We start from the raw sequence: 20364 nt of genomic DNA on the forward strand, positions 1-20364 counted from the left end.
TCAACCGACCGCCGCGATCGTCTCCCCCGCCACCGGTGGGCACGTCAGCAGCCGGTGCAGCGACGGCTCCCCCGTCCCCGGCTCCACCAATGACGCCAACAGCCGCACCGCCGCCCGGCCCAACGCCCGCCGCGGGACCTCGAACCCGCTGATCACCGGCCCCTCCACCCCAGCAGGCGGCCGCCCGAGGACCGCCAGCGACACGTCCCCCGGCACCGAAACCCCCGCCGCCCGCAACCCTCGCCAAGTCGCGTCGAACACCGCTCCCGTGTCCGTCTCCTCCACCACCAACGCCGTCACGCCGTCGTCGAGCCAACCGCGGACCGCAACCGCCGAAAGATCCGCCCCGTCGGTGCGGCTCACCACCAGCGAGACTCCCGCCTCGGCCGCCGCCGCTCGTACACCGCGTTCGCGGTCCCACGACGACGGTGCGTCGTCCGGCTCGCGCAGGTACCGCACGCGCCGGTGGCCGGCCCGCGCCAGCCGCGTGATCACCTCCGCCGACGCCGACACGTAGTCCGCGCCCACGTGCGGGATGCGGCCACCCAGCTCGGTCCGGCGTCCGATGTGGACGATCGGGAACCCGGCGGCCAGCAGGTCGGCGATCGCGTCCACCGGGACGTGCCGGCCGAGGAACAGGCAGCCGTCGGCCAGCCGGGTGCGGCGGATCCGGTCCGGCGCCGCGCTCGATGCCGTGAACATGATCAGGTCCTTGCCGAGCGCGGCCGCCTCGGCCTCGACGCCGGCCAGGATCGGGTAGTACACGTCGGCGATGTCCGGGAAAGCCGGGGTGAACGTATACACCCCGAGCAGGTTGTTGCCCGTGGCCGCCAGCCGCGAGGACACCGGGTCGGGCACGTACCCCAGCCGCTCGGCGGCCTCCAGCACCCGCAGCCTCGTCCGCTCCGACAGCCGGACCCCGGTGCGGTTGCCACCCAGCACCACCGACACCGTCGCCTGCGAAACCCCGGCCACGCGGGCGATGTCGGCCTGCCGCACCTTGCCCATCGCCACCTCGCCCGGAGTCAGCTGATCCGATTCAGAGTGCGGGCCTCCCCCAGGCCCGTCAACCGTTTTGCCCGAAACTCCAGCAAACCTGTCCCGACCGTACTAATACGTATTACTCCATTGACCACGCCGTCTGACGCGTGTCACCGTCGCCCCATCAGAGACCTCGAAGGAGCGGTCATGACCCTCACCCGACGCGGCCTGCTGGCCGGCGCCGCCGCGCTCGGCGCGGGCGCGATGATCCCGGCCGTCGCCACCGCCGCCCCCGCCGGCTTCCCCGACTACCGGTACCAGCGGCTCGCCCTCGTCAAGAGCAAGCTGCGCTACAACCCGACCGGCGAGATGATCTTCCCCTGCATCCGCGGCACCAGCGGCCGCATCCCGAACGCGCTCGCCGCGTACTACCTCTACTACGCCCCGCACGACGCGCCGGGCGGGATCTGCCTGGCGTACGCGAACTCCCTCGACGAGGAGTTCACCGAGTACGCGGGCAACCCGATCGTCAAGAACTCCTGGCCCGGCGAGTACTCCGTCAGCCACGTCTCCTCCCCGCACGCCCTGTGGAACGACGACGTCAACCGGATCTACCTCTACTTCCACGGCGAAAACACCGTCACGCGCCTCGCCAGCTCGGCCGACGGCATCCACTTCACCTACGAGAAGGAGGTCCTGTCGACCCGCCTGCAGCCCGCGGGCACCACCGAGACGTCCTACGCACGGGTCTTCCGCCAGGACCTGCCGGCGAAGAACGCCCGTTACGTCATGGTGTTCATGCTCAACAACACCACCAACCACCGCGACATCGGCTGGGGCTGGTCACCCGACGCACTGAACTGGACGTTCTCCCAGACGCCGCTCGTGCGCCACACCGACGTCGGCGCGAACGACATCGGCGGCCCACACCTGCTGTACCGCAACAACAGCACGTACGTCGTCTACAACACCGACATCGCGCACGGCGGGAAGCTGATGATCACCGAGGTCGGCAACGACTTCTCGAAGCGGAACCACCTCGGCACCTTCCACACCCCGCTCGCCGGCGCCCCGGACAACGGCCGGTCGGCGGCCCCGAGCTTCGGCACCTACCAGGGACGCGAGTACATGGTCTACGAGGCCGGCGAACGGCTCGCCGGGAACATCGCCATCGCCCGCGCGCTCTGACCCGGGTGGCAGGATGCGGCCATGCGCTCCCTGCCCCTCGACGGCGTCACGGTCGTGTCCTGCGAACAGGCGGTCGCCGCGCCGCTGGCCACCCGGCACCTGGCCGACCTGGGCGCCCGGGTGCTCAAGATCGAGCGTCCGGGCAGCGGCGACTTCGCCCGCGCGTACGACGAAACCGTGCACGGCCAGTCGAGCCACTTCGTGTGGCTGAACCGGTCCAAGGAGAGCGTCACGCTCGACCTCAAGAGCGACGCGGCGGCACCGGTCATGGCGGCGTTGCTGGACCGGGCCGACGTGTTCGTGCAGAACTTCGCCCCCGGCGTCGCGGAGCGGCTCGGCCTCGGGGCCGCCGCGCTGCGCGCCACGCGGCCGCGGCTGATCACGTGCTCGGTGTCGGGCTACGGCTCGAGCGGGCCGTACCGCGACGCGAAGGCGTACGACCTGCTCATCCAGTCCGAAGCCGGCCTGGTCTCGGTGACGGGGTCCGAGGCCGAGCCGGCCAAGAGCGGCATCCCGGCGGCGGACATCGGCGCCGGGATGTACGCGTTCTCCGGCATCCTCTCGGCGCTGTACGACCGCGAGCGCACCGGGCAGGGCACCCAGCTCGAGATCAGCCTGTTCGACTCGCTGGTCGAGTGGATGGGGTTCCCGCTCTACTACGCGGGCTACGGCGGCACGCCCCCGCCGCGGACCGGCACGAGCCACCCGGCGATCGCGCCGTACGGCACCTTCGCCGCGGGCGACGGGACCGAGGTGGTGCTGGCGGTGCAGAACGAACGCGAGTGGGCGGCGTTCTGCGAGCACGCGGTCGAGCGGCCGGAGTGGGTGACCGACGAGCGGTTCGCGGCCGGCAGCGCCCGCGTCGCCCACCGCCCGGCCCTGGAACGGGCGATCGACACGATCTTCGCGCGGTTGACCGGCACCGAGCTGGAGGAGCGGCTGCGCCGGGGCCGGATCGCGCACGCGCGCCGTCGCGAGCTGCCCGACGTCCTGGCCCACCCGCAGCTGACGGCCCGTGATCGCTTCGTGGACGTCTCGACGCCGGGCGGGCCGATCCGGGCCACGCTGCCGCCGATCACGGTGCCCGGCCGCGCGCCGCGGATGGATCCGGTGCCGGCGCTCGGCGAGCACACCGACGCGGTCCTGACGGAGTTCGGCTTCGACGCGGAAGCGTTGCGGCGTCAGGGCGCCGTGTAGCGCATCGCGATCTTGTGCGCCCGCGGGCGGCCGGTCTCGACGAAGCCGAGCCGCTCGTAGAACGCCTTCGCGCGCGTGTTGACGTCGAGGACTTCGAGCACGACGTCCTGACCGCGCGACGCCGCTTCGGCGACCAGGGCCCGCACGATGTGCCCGCCGAAGCCGCGGCCCTGGTAGACCGGATCCAGCTCGATCAGGCCCAGGACGACATCGGTGCCGGTGTCCAGGACGGTCAGCGAGCCGGCGTCGTGGCCGTCGACGGTGATGATCTGCGTGTGGACGGCGTCGAAGTTCTTTTCGTGGCGCGCGCGTTGCACCGGCTCGTCCCAGCCCCAGATCGCGTCGACGTACTCGCCGAGCGCGCTGCGGTGCAGCTGGAAGCAGAACTCGTCGTCGCCGGACCGGAGCCGGCGCAGCGCGACCTGGTGGCTCACGGCTTCACTCCCCCAAGATCCGCCGGGCGCGGTCCAGCACCGGCTTGTCCACCATCCGGCCGTCCACAGTGGACGCCGACTCCCCCGCCGTGAGCACCCTGCGCGCCCACTCCCGCTCGGCGTCCGTCGGCGCGAAGCCGGCGCGGACCGGGGCGATCTGGCGTGGGTGGATGCACAGCTTGCCGCCGAAACCCATGCGGCGCGCGTAGCGGACGTCAGCCTCAAGGGCTTCGTCGTCGCGAAGATCCGTGGTGACGCCGTCCACCGGAGGTGCCAGCCCGGCGGCCGCCGACGCGATCACCAGCCGCGAGCGCGCGTAGGCGAACGGCTCCGGGTCCTCGGGCGCGACACCGAGCTCGGCGGCCAGGTCGACGCTGCCGAACGCCAGCCGCGTGACCGACGGGACGGCGGCCAGCTCCCCTGCGCGTTCGACGCCGCGCGCGGTCTCGACGAGAGCCACGACCTCGCGGAACCCGGCGAGCACCCCGGGCGTCTCGGCCTTCGGCACGACCACCGGGATCCCGCGGGCGATGACGAGGGCGGCGTCGGCGTCGAACCAGGGCGTGCCCGGGGCGTTGATCCGGACCATGGCTTCGTTGTCCTCGAGCCAGGTTCCGACGTGGGCGCGCGCGGAATCCTTGTCCGCCGGGGCGACGGCGTCTTCGAGGTCCAGGATCACGACGTCGGCGCCGCTGGCCACAGCCTTGCCGAAGCGGTCGGGACGGTCGCCGGGCACGAACAGGAACGTGGTCGCGGGCACGGCCCCAGCGTAATGCTCTGCGGGTATCACAGCGACCGGAAAGGGTCTTGGACGCGGGCGTCCGCGGCGCCGAGAGTCGGAAGGGAACCACTGACGACCACGAAAGGTCCCACGATGAAGGTCTTCCTGACGGGCGGCTCCGGGTACGTCGGCCGTCCGACGGTCCGGGCGCTCAGGCGGCACGGTCACGAGGTGAGCGCCCTGGCGCGCAGCGACGCGTCGGCGCGGGTGCTCACCGAGCTGGGCGCGACCCCGGTCGCCGGCGACCTGACCGCCACCGACGTCCTGCGCGAGGCCGCCGCGGCCGCCGACGGCGTGATCCACCTCGGCCAGCACTACGGCGACGACACGGCGGAGGTCGACCTCGCGGCCGCGGAGGCGTTGCAAGAGGGGCTCGGCGATCGCGGGCCGTACGTGCACACGGGCGGGGTCTGGGTGTACGGCGACACGGCGGGCGTCGTGGACGAGGACGCACCGCAGAACCCGCCGCCGATCACGGCGTGGCGCCGCGCGAACGAGGAGCGCGTCCTGTCCCACGGCGGGCACCCGGTGCTCGTCATGCCCGGCTTGGTCTACGGCCTCGGCGGTGGGCTCATCGAGACGTTCTTCCGCACCCCGGTGCCCCTGATCGGCGACGGCAGTAACCATTGGGCGCTCGTCCACGCTTCCGACATCGCCGAGCTGTACGCGCTCGCCCTGGGGGCGCCGGCGAAGTCGGTGTACGCGGGGGTGAGCGGGCAGAACGTGCCGCTCGCGGACATCGTCTCGGCGCTCGCGGCCGGTGGTCCGATCGCTCGCCTCACCCTCGCGGAGGCGGTGGAGCGGATGGGCCCGATCGCGGAGGCGTTCGCGCTGGACCAGCAGCTGACGCCGGCCCGGGCGCAGCGCGAGCTGGGGTGGACGCCCCGGCATCTGGACGCGCTGAGGGAGCTGCGCGGGTAAGGGATCGAACGGCGCGAAGGTACGTGATCACCCGATGCGGCGGCGGTCGCCTCAGGACGAACGTGAGGTTCCTCGGAAGAACTAGGTGAGGAACGACATGCGAGGCGACTGGATCTACGACTGGGTGCGGGTGGAGATGGAGTACCGGGCGGGGCCACCCCCGGTGGCCCATCGGCCGCGCGAGGTGCGTGCGGCGCCTCGGCATTGGGCGGCGTTGTGGGCCGGATTGTTCGCGGGCCACCGGGCCGAGGTCCGGCACAGCGGTTCCGCGGCAGGCTGCTGAAAGCCAGGCAAGGCGAACTGCCGGAGCACCGGGTGCGGTTGAGGATCGCCGCGCGCGCTCTGCTCGCGGCAGCCCGGATCCGACCACGGCAGGAAGCGCACCTCGCCGGAATCCGACCGAAGCGCACCAAACCAAGCGCCGGTGCGCGGCACCGCGGTCTCGCGTCGGCGGCCCACCCCCACGTCTTGAATGAGTCATTCAGGTCTTCGGAGGACCTGAATGACTCATTCAAGACCATCCGGCATCGCCGACCTCGCTCAGAGGTCCAGCAGCCCACTCCGCGCGCGCTCGAGGTGGTCGCGCATCTCGGCCTCCGCGCTCGCCCGATTGCCCGAAGCGATCGCCTCCAGCAGCCGCCGGTGCTCGGCCGCCAGCTCGGCCGGGTCCGGGTACGATCCCCGCAACCGGGCCAAGCACAGCTGCATCTCCTCCTGCAGCGGCGGATAAATCCGGCTCAACCGCACGCTCCCCGCCGCGTCGACGAGGGCCAGGTGGAACGCCGTGTGCGCCTCCACCCGCTCGCTCCAGCCCGCCCCCGCCGGCAGCGCCTCCAGGGCCGACAGCGCTGCCCACACCCCCTCCAAAGAACGCCCGGCGAGTAGCCGCACCGCCGTCAGCTCCAACGGCAGGCGGACCGTGAACAGGTCCCGGACATCGGCGGACGTCAACACCGCCACCCGCAGCGACCGGCCGTCGGACCGCTCCACCAGGTGCCGGGCGACCAGCTCCTGCAACGCCGATCGCACCGTCGGGCGCGCCACGCCGAACGTCGTCGCCAGGCCCTGCTCCGTCAGCGGGGTCCCCGGGGAAAGCACTCCGCTGAGGATCTGGCGGCGAACCTCCGCTACCAGCGCGTCGCGGGTGTTCGTCGTCTGCAGCACCATCAGGACGCGTGCACCCGCTCGACCGTCGCCACCAGGTCGTCCAGACCGGGCAGCACCGCGTCCGCGATCGACGGGTCGTGACCCTCGCCGTGCCGGTTGACCCACACCCGCCGGATGTCGAGCGCCTGCGCCGGCACCATGTCGTGGAAGTGGCTCTGCGCGATGTGGACCCAGTTCTCGCGCGAAGCACCGAACGAAGACGCGAACCGCGTGAAGTGCGCGTGCCCGGGCTTGTACGACCCGACGTCCTCGGCCGTCACGGTCGCGTCGATCGGCACGACGAGCCGCCGCTGGGTCTCGCCGATCAGGTCGCGGTCGCAGTTCGTCAGCAGCGCGAGCCGCCAGCCCGCTTCGCGCAACGCCGTGAGCGCCGGCCGGACGTCGGGGAACACCGGCCAGTACGGCAGCCCGGTCCCCAGCACGGACGCGTCGTCGGGCACCAGCTCGACGTCCGCTTCGGCCGCGGTCCGCCGCAGCGACTCCGCGAGCACCTCCCGGTACCGCCGCACCGGCTGTTCGGCCTGCACCTGCGGTTCGATCCGGTTGTAGACCTCCAGCAGCTCCGCACCCCGGCCCGGGAACAGCAGCTCGATCCCGGTCGCGATGCCGTGCCGCCAGTCCACCAGCGTGCCGAAACAGTCGAACGTCGCCCAACGAGTCATACCGTCAGACTGCTATACGGTTATACCGAACGCAAAACCTCAGCGAACGTGACGATCAACGGCGACCGCCGTGCCGCGACCCACGCCAGGCACACCTCGTTCGGCGGCAGGTCCTCGACCGGCACGTGCGCGACGTCGGGACGCGTGTAGTACTCCGACGTCGACCGCGGGATCACCGCGATCCCCCGCCCGGCCGCCACGTGCTCCAGCTTCTCTTCGACGCTCCGGAACCCCCGCCGCCGCGGCGCCGCACCGTCCCTCAGCTCGACCGCGACGTCGCGCCACTCCGGCACCGCGTCCGGGTCGTTGAGCAGGTGCTCGCCGGCCAGATCGCCGACGAGCACCGACTCCTTGCCGGCCAGCCGGTGATCGGTTCGCAGGACCGCCACGCGCGGCTCGGAGAACAGCGGCCGCAGGCTCAGCCCGCGCCGGTCGACCGGCAGGCGGACCACGCTGACGTCGGCGCGGCCGTCGTGGAGGACCTCGGTCTGGTCGTCCCACGTCGTGCGCAGCAGGTCCACCGAGACGTCCGGATGCCGCGAGGAAAACGCGCGGACCGCGTCGGTGACCGTGATGCCCGGCATGAACGCCACGGTGAACGTCCCCCGCGCGGCCGTCGCGACCCGCCGCCGCAGCGCCGACGCCGAGGCCAGCAGCGGGCGCGCGTCCTCCAGCAGCTGACGACCGGCCTCGGTCAGCGACGTGGACCGCTTGTCCCGCACGAACAACTGCGCGCGAAGCTCACCTTCGAGGGCGCGGATCTGCCGCGACAGCACCGGCTGCGCGATGTGCAGCCGCGCGGCGGCCCGGCCGAAGTGCAGCTCCTCGGCGACCGCGACGAAGTACCGCAGCTTCCGCAGATCGACGTCCACCCGACCTCCCTGAGACCTCCAGGGTATTACGCGTGCGCGCCGAGGAACTTCGCCAGCGCCGGGTTCACCTCGTCCGGGTGGGTGTAGCTGAGGAAGTGGGCGCCGCCGTCGACGACGACCAGGGGCTCGGCCGCGGGCAACGCGTCCGCCAGCTCGGTGGCTCGCTCGACCGGGTAGGCGAGGTCGGCCGTGCCGTGCAGCACCAGCGCCGGGCACGTGATCTCACCGGCCCGCGACAGCACGGAGTCGCGGTCGACGAGCGCCCCCATGGTCAGCTTCAGCTGATCCGGCGCGACCGACGTCCAGCGTTCCTTCCACTCGTCCACGGGAAAGCCGCCGAAGCAGATCTGGGCGACGCCGTCGAGCACCTCGGGCGGCGCGCCACCGCTCACCCACGCGTCCAGCACCGCGCGGTACCCGGCGGCGACGGCGGGATCTTCCGCGGCCGCCGACGTCCCGAGCACCGCGAGCGCCGAGACCCGCGAAGGCGCCAGCAGCGCCATCCGGAGCGCGACGAACCCGCCTTGACTGGTCCCGACGACCGCCGCACGCGCGACGCCGAGCTCGTCCAGCACGGCCAGGACGTCCCGAGCCACGTCCCAGTAGTCGAACGGCCCGGTGGCGGGCGTGCCGCCGTGGCCACGCTCGTCGACCGTGACACACCGGAAGCCCTCCAGCGCCGCGAGCTGCGGAGCGAACATCCGGCCGTCCATCAGGAAGCTGTGCAGCAGCACGACCACCGGGCCGTCGCCACCGTGATCGGTGTAACCGGGAAGCGTCATCGATCCTCCGAACGAGCTTTCAGCCGGCGAACCGGCCGATCGCGACGAACGCCGCCAGCACCAGCAGCACGACGTTCATCGGCAGCGCCTTGGTCTCCTTGCGCCGTGCGTGCACGATGATCGCACCGATCTGGATCACCGCCAGCCCGGTGGCGGCCAGCGGGGTGAGCACCGGCGCGATGTCCAGAGCCCACGGCAGGATCAGCCCGATCGCGCCGAGGATCTCGACCGCGCCGATCCCCTTCACGCCCGCGTCGGAGAAGTCCGCCGTCCAGCCCATGTTCGGGTTTTCCAGCAGCTTCTCCCGCGGCGTCACCAGCTTCATGCCGCCGGCGGCCAAGTACAGCGCGGCGAGCAGACCCGCCACGACCCACAGGACGACGTTCACGGTGAGACCTCCGGTCCGAAGAAAGTGATTGAACACTACATCGTTTCCGGAGGTTATTCCTCAACTTGGCTGGACCGTGACCGACTGGCCGGGCCGCAGCGAGATCGTGCGACGCCAGCCGCCCGCGCGCACCTCGGTCCGGGTCCCGCCGACGCTCCGGATCACCGCCCGCGTCACCTTCCCGTCGTGCCAGGACAGATCGACCTCGAAGCCGCCGCGCGCGCCGATCCCGGTCACCCGGCCGGACCGGGCCCACGCCGCGGGCAGCGCCGGCAGCAGTTCGAGGACTCCCGGCCGCGAGTAGACGAGCATCTCCACCATCGCCGCCGGGGCGCCGAGGTTGGCGTCGATCTGGAAGATCGTGTAGCTGCCCTGGCTGTACATGTCGAAGAAGTTCGGCGCGGTGCCGTTCCCGTTGGCCACCGACGGCCGCATGACCGTGAGCAGCAGCTGGTAGGCCTTGTCGGCGTCCTTCAGCCGGGCCCAGCACGCCGAGCGCCACGCGCACGCCCAGCCGAAGCTGTCCATCCCGCGGGCGATCAGCAGCTCGCGCACGCCGCTCAGCAGTTCGGGCGGCGAAGTGTCGGCGGCGATCCGGTCGCCCGGGAAGAAGCCGATCAGCGGCGACAGGTGCCGGTGCGTCGTCTCGCCGAGGTTGTCCGGCGACATCCATTCCTCGAGCCAGCCCGTCGCCGGGCTGACCTTCGGCAGGTACAGCTTCTTCTGCAGCCCGGCGATCCGGTCGCCGTAGGCACGATCCCGGCCCAGCACCGCGACGGCGTCGCGGTAGTGCTCGAACAGGTCCCAGACGATCTCCTGCGAGTAGGTGTTCCCGAGGGTGTCCTGCGGGCCGTGCTCGGGCGACCAGTCGTGGTCGTCCACGAGCACCTCGCGGCCGTCGACCGTCAGCGGGACCAGCCGTGCCTCCCAGAACTCGGCCGCACCCTTGAGCAACGGGTAGATCCGGGCGAGGTACGCCTTGTCCTGGGTGAACGCGTAGTGGTCCCACAGCGAGTTGCACAGCCAGGCGTTGCCGGCGGGGTGCCACCACCAGCCGGAGCCGCCGTAGATGTTGGTCGAGAACGCGACCGCCCAGCCGCCGATCTTGCCGCTGGTGTTCCGGAACCTGTTGCGCGGGTCGTTGAACAGCCGTTTCGTGCTGTCCGTCCACACGGGAAGCTGCGCGAGGCAGTAGTCGGCCAGGGCAGTGAAGCTCCCGGGCAGGGCCGCGCGGTCGGCCAGCCAATAGTTCATCTGGACGTTGATGTCGGTGTGGTAGTCGCTCATCCAGTCGGGCGTGTTGTTGTTCTGCCACAGCCCTTGCAGGCCCATCGGCAGGCCGTCGCGCGAGCCGGTGATCGTCAGGTACCGCCCGAACTGCAGGTAGCTCGCCTCCAGTTCCGGGTCGGGCGTCGCCGGGTCGTCGTGGCGGGCCAGCAGCCGCGACCACGAGTCCAGCGCGCGCTTCGCCGGCGGCGACTGTCCCAGGTCGACGGTCATCCGGTCGTAGAGCCGCCGGTAGTCGGCGACGTGCGTCCCCAGCAGTGCCCCTCCCCCGGCCCGCAGGGCCTTCGACGCCTTCTGCTTCGCCAGCGCCAGCGGGTCGAGTGAGGCGTCGAGGAACTTCCGGGCCGCGTCGGGCACGTAGTTCGTGCCGCCGCTGAGCACGATGACGACGTCACGGCTCCCGCTGAAAGTCACGCCACCGGCCACGGCGCACGCGTACTTCAGGCCGTTGTCGAAGGTGCCGGTGAACGCGGCGGTGCCGGACATCGCTTCGCCGCGAGTGGGTTCGAGCGAGACCGAGCCGGTCATCGGACCACCGCTGAGCCGCACGACCACGACGTCGTCGGGGTGGCTCGCGTAGTACTCACGGCGGTAGAGCACGCCATGGTGCCGGTAGGTGATCACGACGAGGCCGTTGCTCAGGTCGAGCGTCCGGCGGTAGTCGGTCACGCCGGTGTGCGCGGGGACCGAGATCCGCACCTTCGCCAGCAGGCCGAGAGTGCCGAACTTCTCGCGCTCGTAGGGGAACTGGCCGTCGTCCTCGAGGACGTCGTTGGCGCCGCCGGTCCACAGTGACGCGTCGGCCAGGTAGAGGAAGTCGGCGGCCGGGTCGCCACCGACCAGGGCACCGATCCGACCATTCCCGATCGGCAGGCCCTGCTCGATGATCTTGTCCTCGGCGGCGGGCGCCGGGTACCACAGCGTCGTCGCCCGGCTGTCGGGAACGAGCTCCGCGTCAGCCGGGCGCACGACGTCTGCGCTTGCGGTGAAAGGACGAACGCCACTGAGGGCGATCCCGGCGCCGACCGCGCCACCGAGCTTGAGGAAGGTGCGGCGCGAGGGCGGGAGGGAAGGGTTCGACATGTCGGATCCGTTCGGCGTTGAAGGCGGGGACCGGCGTGCAGCCCGCCAAACATATGACCTATCCGGATCCGAGGTCAAGATTCTTCGTAATTAATCCGATTACATACGAGACATCAGCAGTTGTGCGGCGCGGGCTTCCCGGCCAGCCGGTCGTGGACGTAGGCCAGCGCGCCGGGCGCACCCTGGACCGCGACCGTCACGTGGTCGCCGATCGGGATCCGGTCGTACTGCATCGTGACGCCTTCCGCGCAGTACTTCCGCACCAGCGCGTCGACCGGCGGCGTGAGCGCCAGCTCGTCGAAGATGCCCTGGTAGAAGTACGTCGGCGAGCCGGGTTTCCGGGTGCCCATCACGTTCTCCGAGATCACCTTCCGCACCGCGGGGACGTCCAGCAGCTGCGGCACGGTCGTGTAGCCGGACATCCGCTTGAACGCCTGCGTGACGCTGAACTGGCTGATGCACTGCTTCCCGACCTCGGCGAAGGCGCGCTTCCCGCGGTCGTTCAGCAGCGTGTCCGTGTCGATCTCCGGGTAGGCGCGGCTGAGCCCGACGGCCGCGCCGATGTAGATCCCCGACAGCGGCCCGCCGTCGATCCGGCGCGCGACGTACTCGATGTCGGCCGGCACGCCGCCCGCGGCGACCCCGGCGAACTTCAGCTCCGGCGCGTACGACGGCTGCACCTCGTTCGCCCACTGGCTGGCCAGCGCGCCACCCGAGTAGCCCATCAACGCGGTCGGCGTCGACGCCCCGGCGAGCCCGGCGGGCGCGAACGACTGGGCCGCGCGGATGCCGTCGATGACGCCGTGCGCGGTGTTCAGGCCGGCGGTCCACTCGGAGTCCGGGCCTTCGTAGTCGGCGGTCACGACGGTGTGGCCCGCGGCGAGCAGCGGCACCATCAGCGCCAGTTCCTCGGCGGGCAGCGCGGTCCCGGTGGCCAGTACGTACGACGGCGCGCAGTCGAGGCTGAGCCCGTCCTGCGCGGTCTGGTAGGAGACGAGCGTCCGCGGGCCGGCGGGCGGTGAGAGCGGCTGCATGATCGTCGCGACGTCGGCGATCGCGCCGCCGCGGGTGTCCGACGAGCGGTATTTGACCTGCCACGCCCGGATCGGCACCGGCAGGGTGAGCGCCCGGATCGTGATCGGGCGCGAGTCGAGGACCGTGCCGGGCGCGACGTCCGGAAACGGCGACGGCTGCGCGTAGAACGGATCGGCGGCGGGGTGCGGGGGCAGGGCGGCCGCCGAAGCGGCGGGGGTGGCGGCGGTCAGGGCCGCCGCGGCCAGGACGGCGGCAGCGGTGGCGACGAGGGTTCGGCGAGTGTCGGCGTTGACAGTGTGCACGGGACCTCCCGGTTTCGATACCGACCGGTATCGAGTGAAGGAGTTACCACGTGACGCCGGTCACGGTCAACGAATCCCCTCCGCGTGGGCGAGGTTGTACCGTTGCGCCCCATGACCGGCTCCCCGCGCCGCCGCCCGAGCCGCGCCGAGACCCGGCGGCGGATCATCGACGCCGCCACCGCGGTGTTCGCCCGCCAGGGCATCGCCACGACGTCGCTCAACGACATCGCGGCCGAAGCCGGGCTCACCAAGGGAGCGGTTTACTCGAACTTCGCCGGCCGCGATGACCTGGTGCTGACGATCATGGAAGAGCACATGGTCGAGCGGATGGAACGCGCGACGACGGCGTTCGCCGACCTGGCCGACCTCGAGGAGGCCACCACGGAAGCCGGCGCCCGGCTCCTGACGGGCATCGAAGCCGACGCGACGTGGCACCGGCTGCTGCTCGAGTACTGGGGCTTGGCGATGCGCAACCCGGCCGTCCACAACGGACTCGCCGAGCGCCGCGCCCGCCTGAGGGAGGCGGTCACCGCGGCGATCAGCAAGGCGGCTGCTCTGCACGGCGTCGAGCTCCCGTTGGCGCCGGAGCACCTCGCGGTGGTGGTCCTGGCGCTGTCGAACGGCCTGGCCGTCGAGCGTGGCATCGATGCGGCGGCCGTCCCGCCGACGCTGTTCAGCGACGTGCTCAAACTGCTGGTGACGCCTAACGCTTCCGGTAGCGCAGCACACCCGCGTCGGCCTGCTCGGCCAGGTACTCCGCGAACGTGATCTTCCCGTCGAGGTGCTCCGGCGCCAGATGGCCGCCGCCGGCGTAAGCCCGGAACGCCTCCCCCGGCACGCTCACCGGGACGATCCGCCGGCGTCGGCCGCTGGCTTCCACCACCGCCTGTGCCAGCTCGGCCGCGACAAGGACCTCGGGGCCGCCGAAGTCCTCCGCGCGGCCCGCCGGGTCGCCCAGGGCCAGTTCCGCGAGCCGCCCGGCGACGTCGCGGACGTCGACCGGCTGGAACGACACCCGGGGCACCGGGACCACCGGCAGCCGGGCCGCGCCGGCGAACAGCGTCCGGACCAGCGCGTGGAACTGCGTGGCCCGCTGGATCGTGACCGGCAGCCCGGACGCGGCGAGGAACTCCTCGGTTTCGAGCTTCGCCCGGTAGTAGCCGAGCGGGACGCGGTCGACGCCGACGATCGAGACGTACACCAGGTGCGCCCCACCGGCCCAGCGCGCCGCCTCGACGAGCGTGCGCGCGAAGTCCGTCTCCCGGCCGAAGAAGTCGGTGGCGCAGTGGACGACCACGTCCACCCCGGCCACCGCGCTGTCGATGCCGCGCCCGGTCCGCAGGTCGCCGGGCACCACGCCGGGCGCGGCCCGCCGGCTCAGCACGCGGACCTCCTCCCCCGCCGCGCGCAGCCGTTCCACGACCGGCCTGCCGAGCTGGCCGGTCCCGCCGGTGACCAGGATCCGCACGAGCCGCCTCCCGCTGTGATGCCGTCAAGGCCACCTTACGGGCGTCTGTCGCCCGTAAGGTGGCCTTGACGGCATGCTTTTGATCAGATCTGCGTCAGGTGCGGTTGATGGTGAAGGTGGACGTCGTGTTGCGGATGTCCTGGTCGTTGTCGCTCAGCGTCAGCCCGGTGAAGGTCGCCGAGCCGACGGCCGGGCCCTGCCCCGGTTCCGGCAGCTCGTTGGCCCAGATCCCGATCCCCGACTTGGCGTCGAAGGCGTCACCGCTGCGGTGCGCGCCGGTGATCGACACGTTCGTCAGCACCGTGTCCTGGACCGTGTTCTGCGGCTGCCCGCCGACGTAGTTGGTCTGGAACATGATGCCGCTGTAGGTCGGGCTCTGGATGTCCACGTCGGACACCCGGATGCCGCGGAACTCCTTGGACGCGGAGAACAGCCAGATCGCCGGGAACGTCTGCTGGCCCCAGAAGTGGCCACCGTCCCGGACGAGCGAGGCGTTCTGGACCGTCGTCGGCTGCGGCCCGAACCCGAGGAACGGGTAGCCGAAGTCGAGCGAGCTGATCGTGATCGCCGAGTACGTCAGAGTGTCCGCGATGTAGAGGTTGCGGAAGGTGTTGTTGTACCCGCCGTACACCGCCAGCCCGGCCGCGCGCCACGGGGTGAGCGCGGTCAGGTTCTCGAACACGTTGTCGTACTGGTTGCCCTGGTTGATGTCCGTGGCGGCGAACAGCGCGAAGCTGTCGTCACCGGTGGACCGGGCTTCGTCGTTGACGACGTGGTTTCCGGTGCTCCCGTTCGTGAGGTTGATCCCGTCGGCGTAGGTGTCGCGGATCCGGGAGTTCTTGATCGTGGTGTTGTCCACGTTGGTGCCCCACACCATGACCACCTGGTGCTCCACCCAGATGTTGTCGATCGTCAGGTTCGCGACGTTGGCCAGGTTGAACACCTTGCCGGGGCCGTCGATGCGGGAGGTGTAGTTCCCGAACACGGCGAACCCGCTGACCGTCGACCCGTTGGCGGTCGGCTGGACGTCGAAGCCGATGTCGGTGTTCTCCTGCCCGGCGGGCGCGGAGAACTTCGTGAACCACGGCCCGGCGCCGATCAGCGTGATGGCCTTGCCGTAGACGTTCACCTTGCCGGACAGCGAGTAGTCCCCGGCCGGCAGGTAGACGCCGGTGAGGGTGGTGTCCTGCCGGACCTTGTCCAGGGCGGCCTGGACGTCCTGCTGCGTGAACCCGGTGGGCACCGCGAAGTGCGCCGGGTCCGGGTTGGCGGTCGCGGTGGCCTGCTCGAAGTTCACGAAGTCGATCGCGTAGTTCGTGCTGTTGGCCGCGTCCTTCTGCAGCTTGATCTTGTGCCCGGCGGGCACGGTCGTGCCGAGCATCGCGCTGGCCTCGTCGTAGATGTGACGCGGCCCGGCGCCCGGCGAGTTGCCCGGACCGGTTTCGGCGCCGTAGAGCCACGCGTAGTGCGAGGTCAGGTCGATGGCCTTGAGGAACGTGCCGTCGACGTAGACGTTCAGCGTCGAGTTCTGCCCGCCGCCACCCGCGGAGTCCGGGATGGAGAACCGCGTGACCAGGGTGTTGGTCGACGCGCGGGTGGTGAACTCCACCGACGAGCCGGTCGAGTTCAGCGTCACGGCCTTGCGGCCCGACGCCTCGCCCGCGAGGTCGCCGATCGTGCGGTTCGGGCCGACCACCGACGCCCCGCCCGCGACGACGCCGTCCTCGGCCTCGTACATGTCGTAGGGCATGTTCGCGCCCCGGCCGACGAACAACGCCTGCGTGCTGGTGTTGTTGGCTTGCTTCACCGGCAGCTCGTTGGCGTCGTTCGCGACGACCGTCTTGACGCTGTACCGGCCGTTGGCCGCGGTCCAGGTGCCGACGGTCACCGGCGCCGCGGTGGCCCCGGCGGCGATGGCGCCCGTGTACGTCCCGCTCAGCGTCTTGACGACGGTGCCGTTCTGGTCGGCGATCGTCACCGTGATGCCGTGGGCGCCGCTCGCCGAGGCGACCGTGCCCTGGTTGCGCAGGGTCGTGGTGAACGTGACGGTGTTGCCCGCGGACGGGTTGTTCGGCGACCACGCGGTGGCCGCGACGAGGTCGGAGCTCTGCACCGGGCTGACGACCAGCGCCGTCGAACCGGTGTAGGAGTTGTTGGCCTCGTCCTGCTCGATGACGGCGTTGGCCTCGTCGACCTTGGCCGTCAGCTGGTAGCTGCCCGCGTCCCGGGTGCCGATGTTCGCCGACACGGTCGTCGAAGCGCCGGCGGCGAGTGCGCCGACGTTCGCCGTGCCGACCTTGGTCGTGCCCAGGTAGAGGTTCACGTTCGTCGCGCCCGAGGCCGCCGTCCCGGCGTTGCGGACGGTCGCCGACGCGGTGATCGCGTCGGTCTCGACGGGGTTCTGCGGCGACCAGGACACACCCGAGATCGTCAGGTCGGGGTTCGGCGCGGGGACGCCGAAGACCTGGAACTCCGCGGCCTGCCCGCCGCCCGCGCCGGAGTTGGCGGTGACGCGCAGGCGGACGTCGGCGGCCCGGCCGCTCAGCGGGATCGTCACGGTGTTGCCGGAGGACGGGCTGAAGCTGTAGGTCTGCGCGGCCGACAGCGTGGTGAACGCGCTCGAAGCCTGGTCACGGCCTTCGACCGCGATCGTCTGGGTCCGCGGGCCCCAGGACGCGTCGGGGTTGAGCTTCACGACGACCTGGTTCAGGTCGGCGTTCGAGCCGAGCGCGACGGTCAGCAGGTTCGGGTAGGTCCCGCCGCCGCCCTCCCAGTACGTGGTGAGCGAGTTGTCGTTGGCGTTGGCCGCGACGAAGGTGAACTCCGTCGAGGACGCCGTGATCGGCTTGCCCAGCGCCAGGTTCGTCCCGGCCTGGGTGCCGTTGCGGGTCACGGTGTTGCTGTCCCCGGACTGGTTGCCCGCGGCGTCGCGAGCGCGGACGAAGTAGGCGACGGTCGTCCCGTCCGGCTGGTTGTCGGTGTAGTTCAGGACGGTCCCGGCGACGCTGCCGCGGAGCTGCCCGTTGGCGTAGACGTCGTAACCGGCGACCCCGGTGTTGTCGGTCGAGGGCGACCAGGTGAGCCGGATCTGGCCGCTCGCCGGCTGCGTGTAGGCGAGGTTGCCGGGCGCGGACGGCGGCTGCGTGTCCCCGCCTGCCGGGCCGTGCACCTCGAACTCCGACAGCTGCGCGGCGGGCCAGCCGGTGTTGGCCGTGACGTTGAGCCGGACGTACCGGGTGTTCCCGGTGACGTCCACGGTCACGGTGTTGCCGCTGGCGGGGTCGAACCGGTACCCGGCCGAGGCCTTCAAGTCGCTGAAGCTGGTGCCGTTGGTGCTGCCCTGCACGCTGAAGGTCTCGGTGCGGGCCTCCCAGCCGGTCGGCAGCTTGAGCACGAGCTGGGCGACGTTCGTGGCCGCGCCGAGGTCGGCCTGGACCCACTGCGGGAACTGGTTGTTCGTGCTCTCCCAGTAGGACGCCTGGTTGCCGTCGCCGACGTTCGAGACGGGGTAGCCGGCGAGCTGGCTGCTCGCGGTGTAGGTCGCGGCCGCGGCTTGGGCGGCCGGCTGGACGGCGGGCGCGGCGGCCGGGACGCCGCTCGCGGCCACGGCGGGTGCGGCCAGGAGGAGGGACAGGGCGGCGTAGGTCGCCGCGCGCGACAGAAGTCGCTTCGTGCTCATGGGTTTCCTCTGATCCGGGGAGGGAGGGGAGACGACTCGAGCTCGCACGTCCCGTGGGCGGCGGGACGGCGGAAACCGGGGAACGGGGACGCGCGGACCCGGTCCGGGGGCGCACGCGAGCACCACGGGGCAACCGTCATGGGCACCTCTTCTTCGAGGGGCTGGGCGGGATCTTCCTGACGCCTGCCGCAATTTCTCGCACTGTTGTCAGGTTCTTGCACTGATTCGTTCAAGACTTACAGTGACCGGGGTCTCAAGTCAACGCCCAAACGCCGGAAAGGCCTCCTCGCGGGGGATGCGAGGAGGCCTTTCGGAGGTCGGAGTCAGGAGTGGACGGCGCCCAGGCGGATCGCGTGGGTGCCCGGGGCGTTGACCGGCTCGCCGCAGTGGGCGCAGACGGTCGCCGGTTCCAGCACCTCACCACAGGCGTGACGCCACAGCGTGGGCGGTTCGCCCTGGTGGACGTACTTGTCGCCCCAGGCCATCAGGCCGAGCAGGATCGGCTGCAGCGCGCGGCCGGCCTCGGTCGGGTAATACTCGTGGCGCGGCGGGTGGGCCTCGTACTGGACCTTCTCGAGCACGCCCGCGTCGACGAGCTTGCGCAGCCGCGCGGCCAGGATGTCGCGGCTGGCGCCGGTGTTCTCGGCGATCTGGTTGAAACGCCGCTCCCCCAGCATGATCTCGCGCAGCGCGAGCAGGCTCCAGCGTTCGCCGACGACCTCCAGGGCCTCGGCGACCGAACACTCCCGACCACGCCGGACCATGCCACCTCCCATGGGGTTGAAAATCCAACCTAGCACGTCGACCGGGTGTGACCTGGCGAACAAGCGAGTTGTGGAATCCAACTTACCCGGCGTATACCGAACGTATCCCCGATCTGCGAGGAGGCAGACGCCATGACGGACGCGGTGATCGTCGACGCGGTACGGACCCCGATCGGCAAGGGCAAGCCGAGCGGAACGCTCGCCGGGGTGCACCCGGTCGACCTGCACGCCCACGCGCTCCGCTCGCTCGTCGAGCGCACCGGCGTCGATCCGGGCCGGGTCGACGACGTGATCAGCGGCGCGGTCGGCCAGATCGGCGAGCAGAGCATGAACACCGCCCGCTGGGCCGCGCTCGCCGCAGGTCTGCCGGAGTCGGTGCCCGCGGTGACCGTCGACCGGCAGTGCGGCAGCAGCCAGCAGGCCGTCCACTTCGCCGCGCAGGGTGTCATCGCCGGCGCGTACGACGTCGTGATCGCCTCCGGGGTCGAGTCGATGAGCCGGGTGCCGATGGGCAGCCAGGTGGCCGGGCGCGACCCGTTCGGCACGCAGGTCGCCGCCCGCTACCCCGACGGCTTGGTGCCGCAGGGCATCAGCGCGGAACTGATCGCCGCGAAGTGGGGCTTGAGCCGGGCGCAGCTGGACGAGTTCTCCGCCGAGAGCCACCAGCGGGCCGCGAAGGCGTGGGCGGACGGGAAGTTCGCCGGCGAGGTCGCGCCGCTTAAGGCGCCCGGTCCCGACGGCGTGCTCGCCGACGTCACGACCGACGAGACGGTCCGGCCGGGCACCACGCCGGAGATCCTCGCCGGGCTGAAGCCCGCGTTCCGGGCGGACGTCTGGGAGCAGCGGTTCCCGGACCTCGGCTGGCACGTCACCGCGGGCAACTCGTCGCCGATCAACGACGGCGCCGCCGCGTTGATGATCACCAGCTCCGAGACGGCGAAGGCGCTCGGACTGCGGCCGCGGGCCCGGATCCACAGCTTCGCCGTCGTCGGCGACGACCCGCTGTACATGCTGACCGGCGTCATCCCGGCCACCCGCAAGGTCCTGGCGCGCGCCGGGCTTTCGGTCGGCGACATCGACGCCTTCGAGGTCAACGAGGCGTTCGCGAGCGTCGTGCTCGCCTGGCAGGCCGAGATCGGCGCCGACCTGGCGAAGGTCAACGTCAACGGCGGCGCGATCGCGCTCGGCCACCCGCTCGGCGGCAGCGGCGCACGCCTGGCGACCACGCTGCTGTCGGTGCTGGAGCAGACCGGCGGCCGCTACGGCCTGCAGACGATGTGCGAGGCGGGCGGCCTCGCCAACGCGACGATCATCGAGCGCCTGGACTGACCCCGTCGTGAGTGAGAAACAGGGTTAGAACCCTGTTTCTCACT

The 20364-nt window shown here is 71.3% G+C and carries 19 protein-coding genes; 6 read left to right on the top strand and 13 right to left on the bottom strand.

Annotation, left to right across the window (positions count from 1 at the left end; translation table 11 throughout):
* Nucleotides 1-1008, bottom strand: coding sequence for a LacI family DNA-binding transcriptional regulator (locus tag QQ657_RS52040; RefSeq protein ID WP_284749903.1), 1008 nt, complete (start codon nt 1006-1008; stop codon nt 1-3).
* Between the two features lie 180 nt (nt 1009-1188).
* Between QQ657_RS52040 and QQ657_RS52045 the strand changes: the two genes are divergently transcribed.
* Both QQ657_RS52045 and QQ657_RS52050 read left to right on the top strand, forming a co-directional pair.
* Entirely contained in the window at nt 1189-2169 is a 981-nt protein-coding gene (locus tag QQ657_RS52045; RefSeq protein ID WP_284749904.1) for a glycoside hydrolase family protein, read from the top strand.
* 21 nt (nt 2170-2190) lie between these two features.
* Nucleotides 2191-3366, top strand: a complete 1176-nt coding sequence (locus QQ657_RS52050) for a CaiB/BaiF CoA transferase family protein (RefSeq protein WP_284749905.1) — start codon at nt 2191-2193, stop codon at nt 3364-3366.
* Here QQ657_RS52050 and QQ657_RS52055 read toward each other — a convergent pair.
* Complete coding sequence (locus tag QQ657_RS52055; RefSeq protein WP_284749906.1) at nt 3351-3800, bottom strand: GNAT family N-acetyltransferase; 450 nt, start codon at nt 3798-3800, stop codon at nt 3351-3353. The two genes, QQ657_RS52050 and QQ657_RS52055, sit on opposite strands and share 16 nt — an antisense overlap.
* 4 nt (nt 3801-3804) lie before the next feature.
* Entirely contained in the window at nt 3805-4560 is a 756-nt protein-coding gene (locus tag QQ657_RS52060) for an HpcH/HpaI aldolase/citrate lyase family protein (protein WP_284749907.1), read from the bottom strand.
* Nucleotides 4561-4674: 114 nt separating this feature from the next.
* Between QQ657_RS52060 and QQ657_RS52065 the strand changes: the two genes are divergently transcribed.
* Nucleotides 4675-5502, top strand: a complete 828-nt coding sequence (locus QQ657_RS52065; RefSeq protein ID WP_284749908.1) for an NAD-dependent epimerase/dehydratase family protein — start codon at nt 4675-4677, stop codon at nt 5500-5502.
* A gap of 97 nt (nt 5503-5599) precedes the next feature.
* Complete coding sequence (locus QQ657_RS52070) at nt 5600-5785, top strand: hypothetical protein (RefSeq protein ID WP_284749909.1); 186 nt, start codon at nt 5600-5602, stop codon at nt 5783-5785.
* Between the two features lie 257 nt (nt 5786-6042).
* Here QQ657_RS52070 and QQ657_RS52075 read toward each other — a convergent pair whose 3' ends face one another.
* From QQ657_RS52075 to QQ657_RS52105, 7 genes are all read right to left on the bottom strand, one after another.
* Nucleotides 6043-6669: a GntR family transcriptional regulator gene (locus QQ657_RS52075; RefSeq protein ID WP_284749910.1), complete on the bottom strand. Its 627-nt coding sequence runs from the start codon at nt 6667-6669 to the stop codon at nt 6043-6045.
* On the bottom strand, nt 6669-7331 hold the full coding sequence (locus tag QQ657_RS52080) for an HAD family hydrolase (protein WP_284749911.1): 663 nt from the start codon (nt 7329-7331) through the stop codon (nt 6669-6671). The genes QQ657_RS52075 and QQ657_RS52080 overlap by 1 nt, the downstream gene beginning before the upstream one ends.
* Before the next feature lie 20 nt (nt 7332-7351).
* Nucleotides 7352-8203, bottom strand: a complete 852-nt coding sequence (locus QQ657_RS52085) for a LysR family transcriptional regulator (protein ID WP_284749912.1) — start codon at nt 8201-8203, stop codon at nt 7352-7354.
* 26 nt (nt 8204-8229) lie between these two features.
* Nucleotides 8230-8985 (bottom strand): alpha/beta fold hydrolase, encoded by a 756-nt coding sequence (locus QQ657_RS52090; protein ID WP_284749913.1) that lies wholly within the window; start codon nt 8983-8985, stop codon nt 8230-8232.
* A 19-nt stretch (nt 8986-9004) separates the two neighbouring features.
* Complete coding sequence (locus tag QQ657_RS52095) at nt 9005-9373, bottom strand: DoxX family protein (protein ID WP_284749914.1); 369 nt, start codon at nt 9371-9373, stop codon at nt 9005-9007.
* A 60-nt stretch (nt 9374-9433) separates the two neighbouring features.
* Nucleotides 9434-11743, bottom strand: coding sequence for a glycosyl hydrolase family 95 catalytic domain-containing protein (locus QQ657_RS52100; RefSeq protein WP_284749915.1), 2310 nt, complete (start codon nt 11741-11743; stop codon nt 9434-9436).
* 113 nt (nt 11744-11856) lie between these two features.
* Nucleotides 11857-13080: a lipase family protein gene (locus QQ657_RS52105; protein WP_284749916.1), complete on the bottom strand. Its 1224-nt coding sequence runs from the start codon at nt 13078-13080 to the stop codon at nt 11857-11859.
* Nucleotides 13081-13191: 111 nt separating this feature from the next.
* Here QQ657_RS52105 and QQ657_RS52110 point away from each other — a divergent pair, with 111 nt between their 5' ends.
* Nucleotides 13192-13848: a TetR/AcrR family transcriptional regulator gene (locus QQ657_RS52110; protein ID WP_284749917.1), complete on the top strand. Its 657-nt coding sequence runs from the start codon at nt 13192-13194 to the stop codon at nt 13846-13848.
* On the opposite strand, the gene QQ657_RS52115 is transcribed toward QQ657_RS52110, so the two are convergent.
* The 3 genes from QQ657_RS52115 to QQ657_RS52125 form a co-directional block, all read right to left on the bottom strand.
* The gene (locus QQ657_RS52115; RefSeq protein ID WP_284749918.1) at nt 13784-14548 is read right to left on the bottom strand and encodes an SDR family oxidoreductase; all 765 of its coding nucleotides are present in this window, start codon (nt 14546-14548) and stop codon (nt 13784-13786) included. The genes QQ657_RS52110 and QQ657_RS52115 overlap by 65 nt on opposite strands.
* Before the next feature lie 94 nt (nt 14549-14642).
* Complete coding sequence (locus QQ657_RS52120) at nt 14643-18227, bottom strand: discoidin domain-containing protein (RefSeq protein ID WP_284749919.1); 3585 nt, start codon at nt 18225-18227, stop codon at nt 14643-14645.
* Nucleotides 18228-18550: 323 nt separating this feature from the next.
* A complete protein-coding gene (locus QQ657_RS52125) occupies nt 18551-18991 on the bottom strand; it encodes a winged helix-turn-helix transcriptional regulator (RefSeq protein ID WP_284749920.1) in 441 nt (146 codons plus the stop codon).
* A gap of 132 nt (nt 18992-19123) precedes the next feature.
* Between QQ657_RS52125 and QQ657_RS52130 the strand changes: the two genes are divergently transcribed.
* A complete protein-coding gene (locus QQ657_RS52130; protein ID WP_284749921.1) occupies nt 19124-20320 on the top strand; it encodes a thiolase family protein in 1197 nt (398 codons plus the stop codon).
* Nucleotides 20321-20364: the final 44 nt, after the last annotated feature.

The organism is Amycolatopsis ponsaeliensis (genome assembly GCF_030182635.1).
In the GTDB taxonomy this organism is placed as follows: domain Bacteria; phylum Actinomycetota; class Actinomycetes; order Mycobacteriales; family Pseudonocardiaceae; genus Amycolatopsis; species Amycolatopsis ponsaeliensis.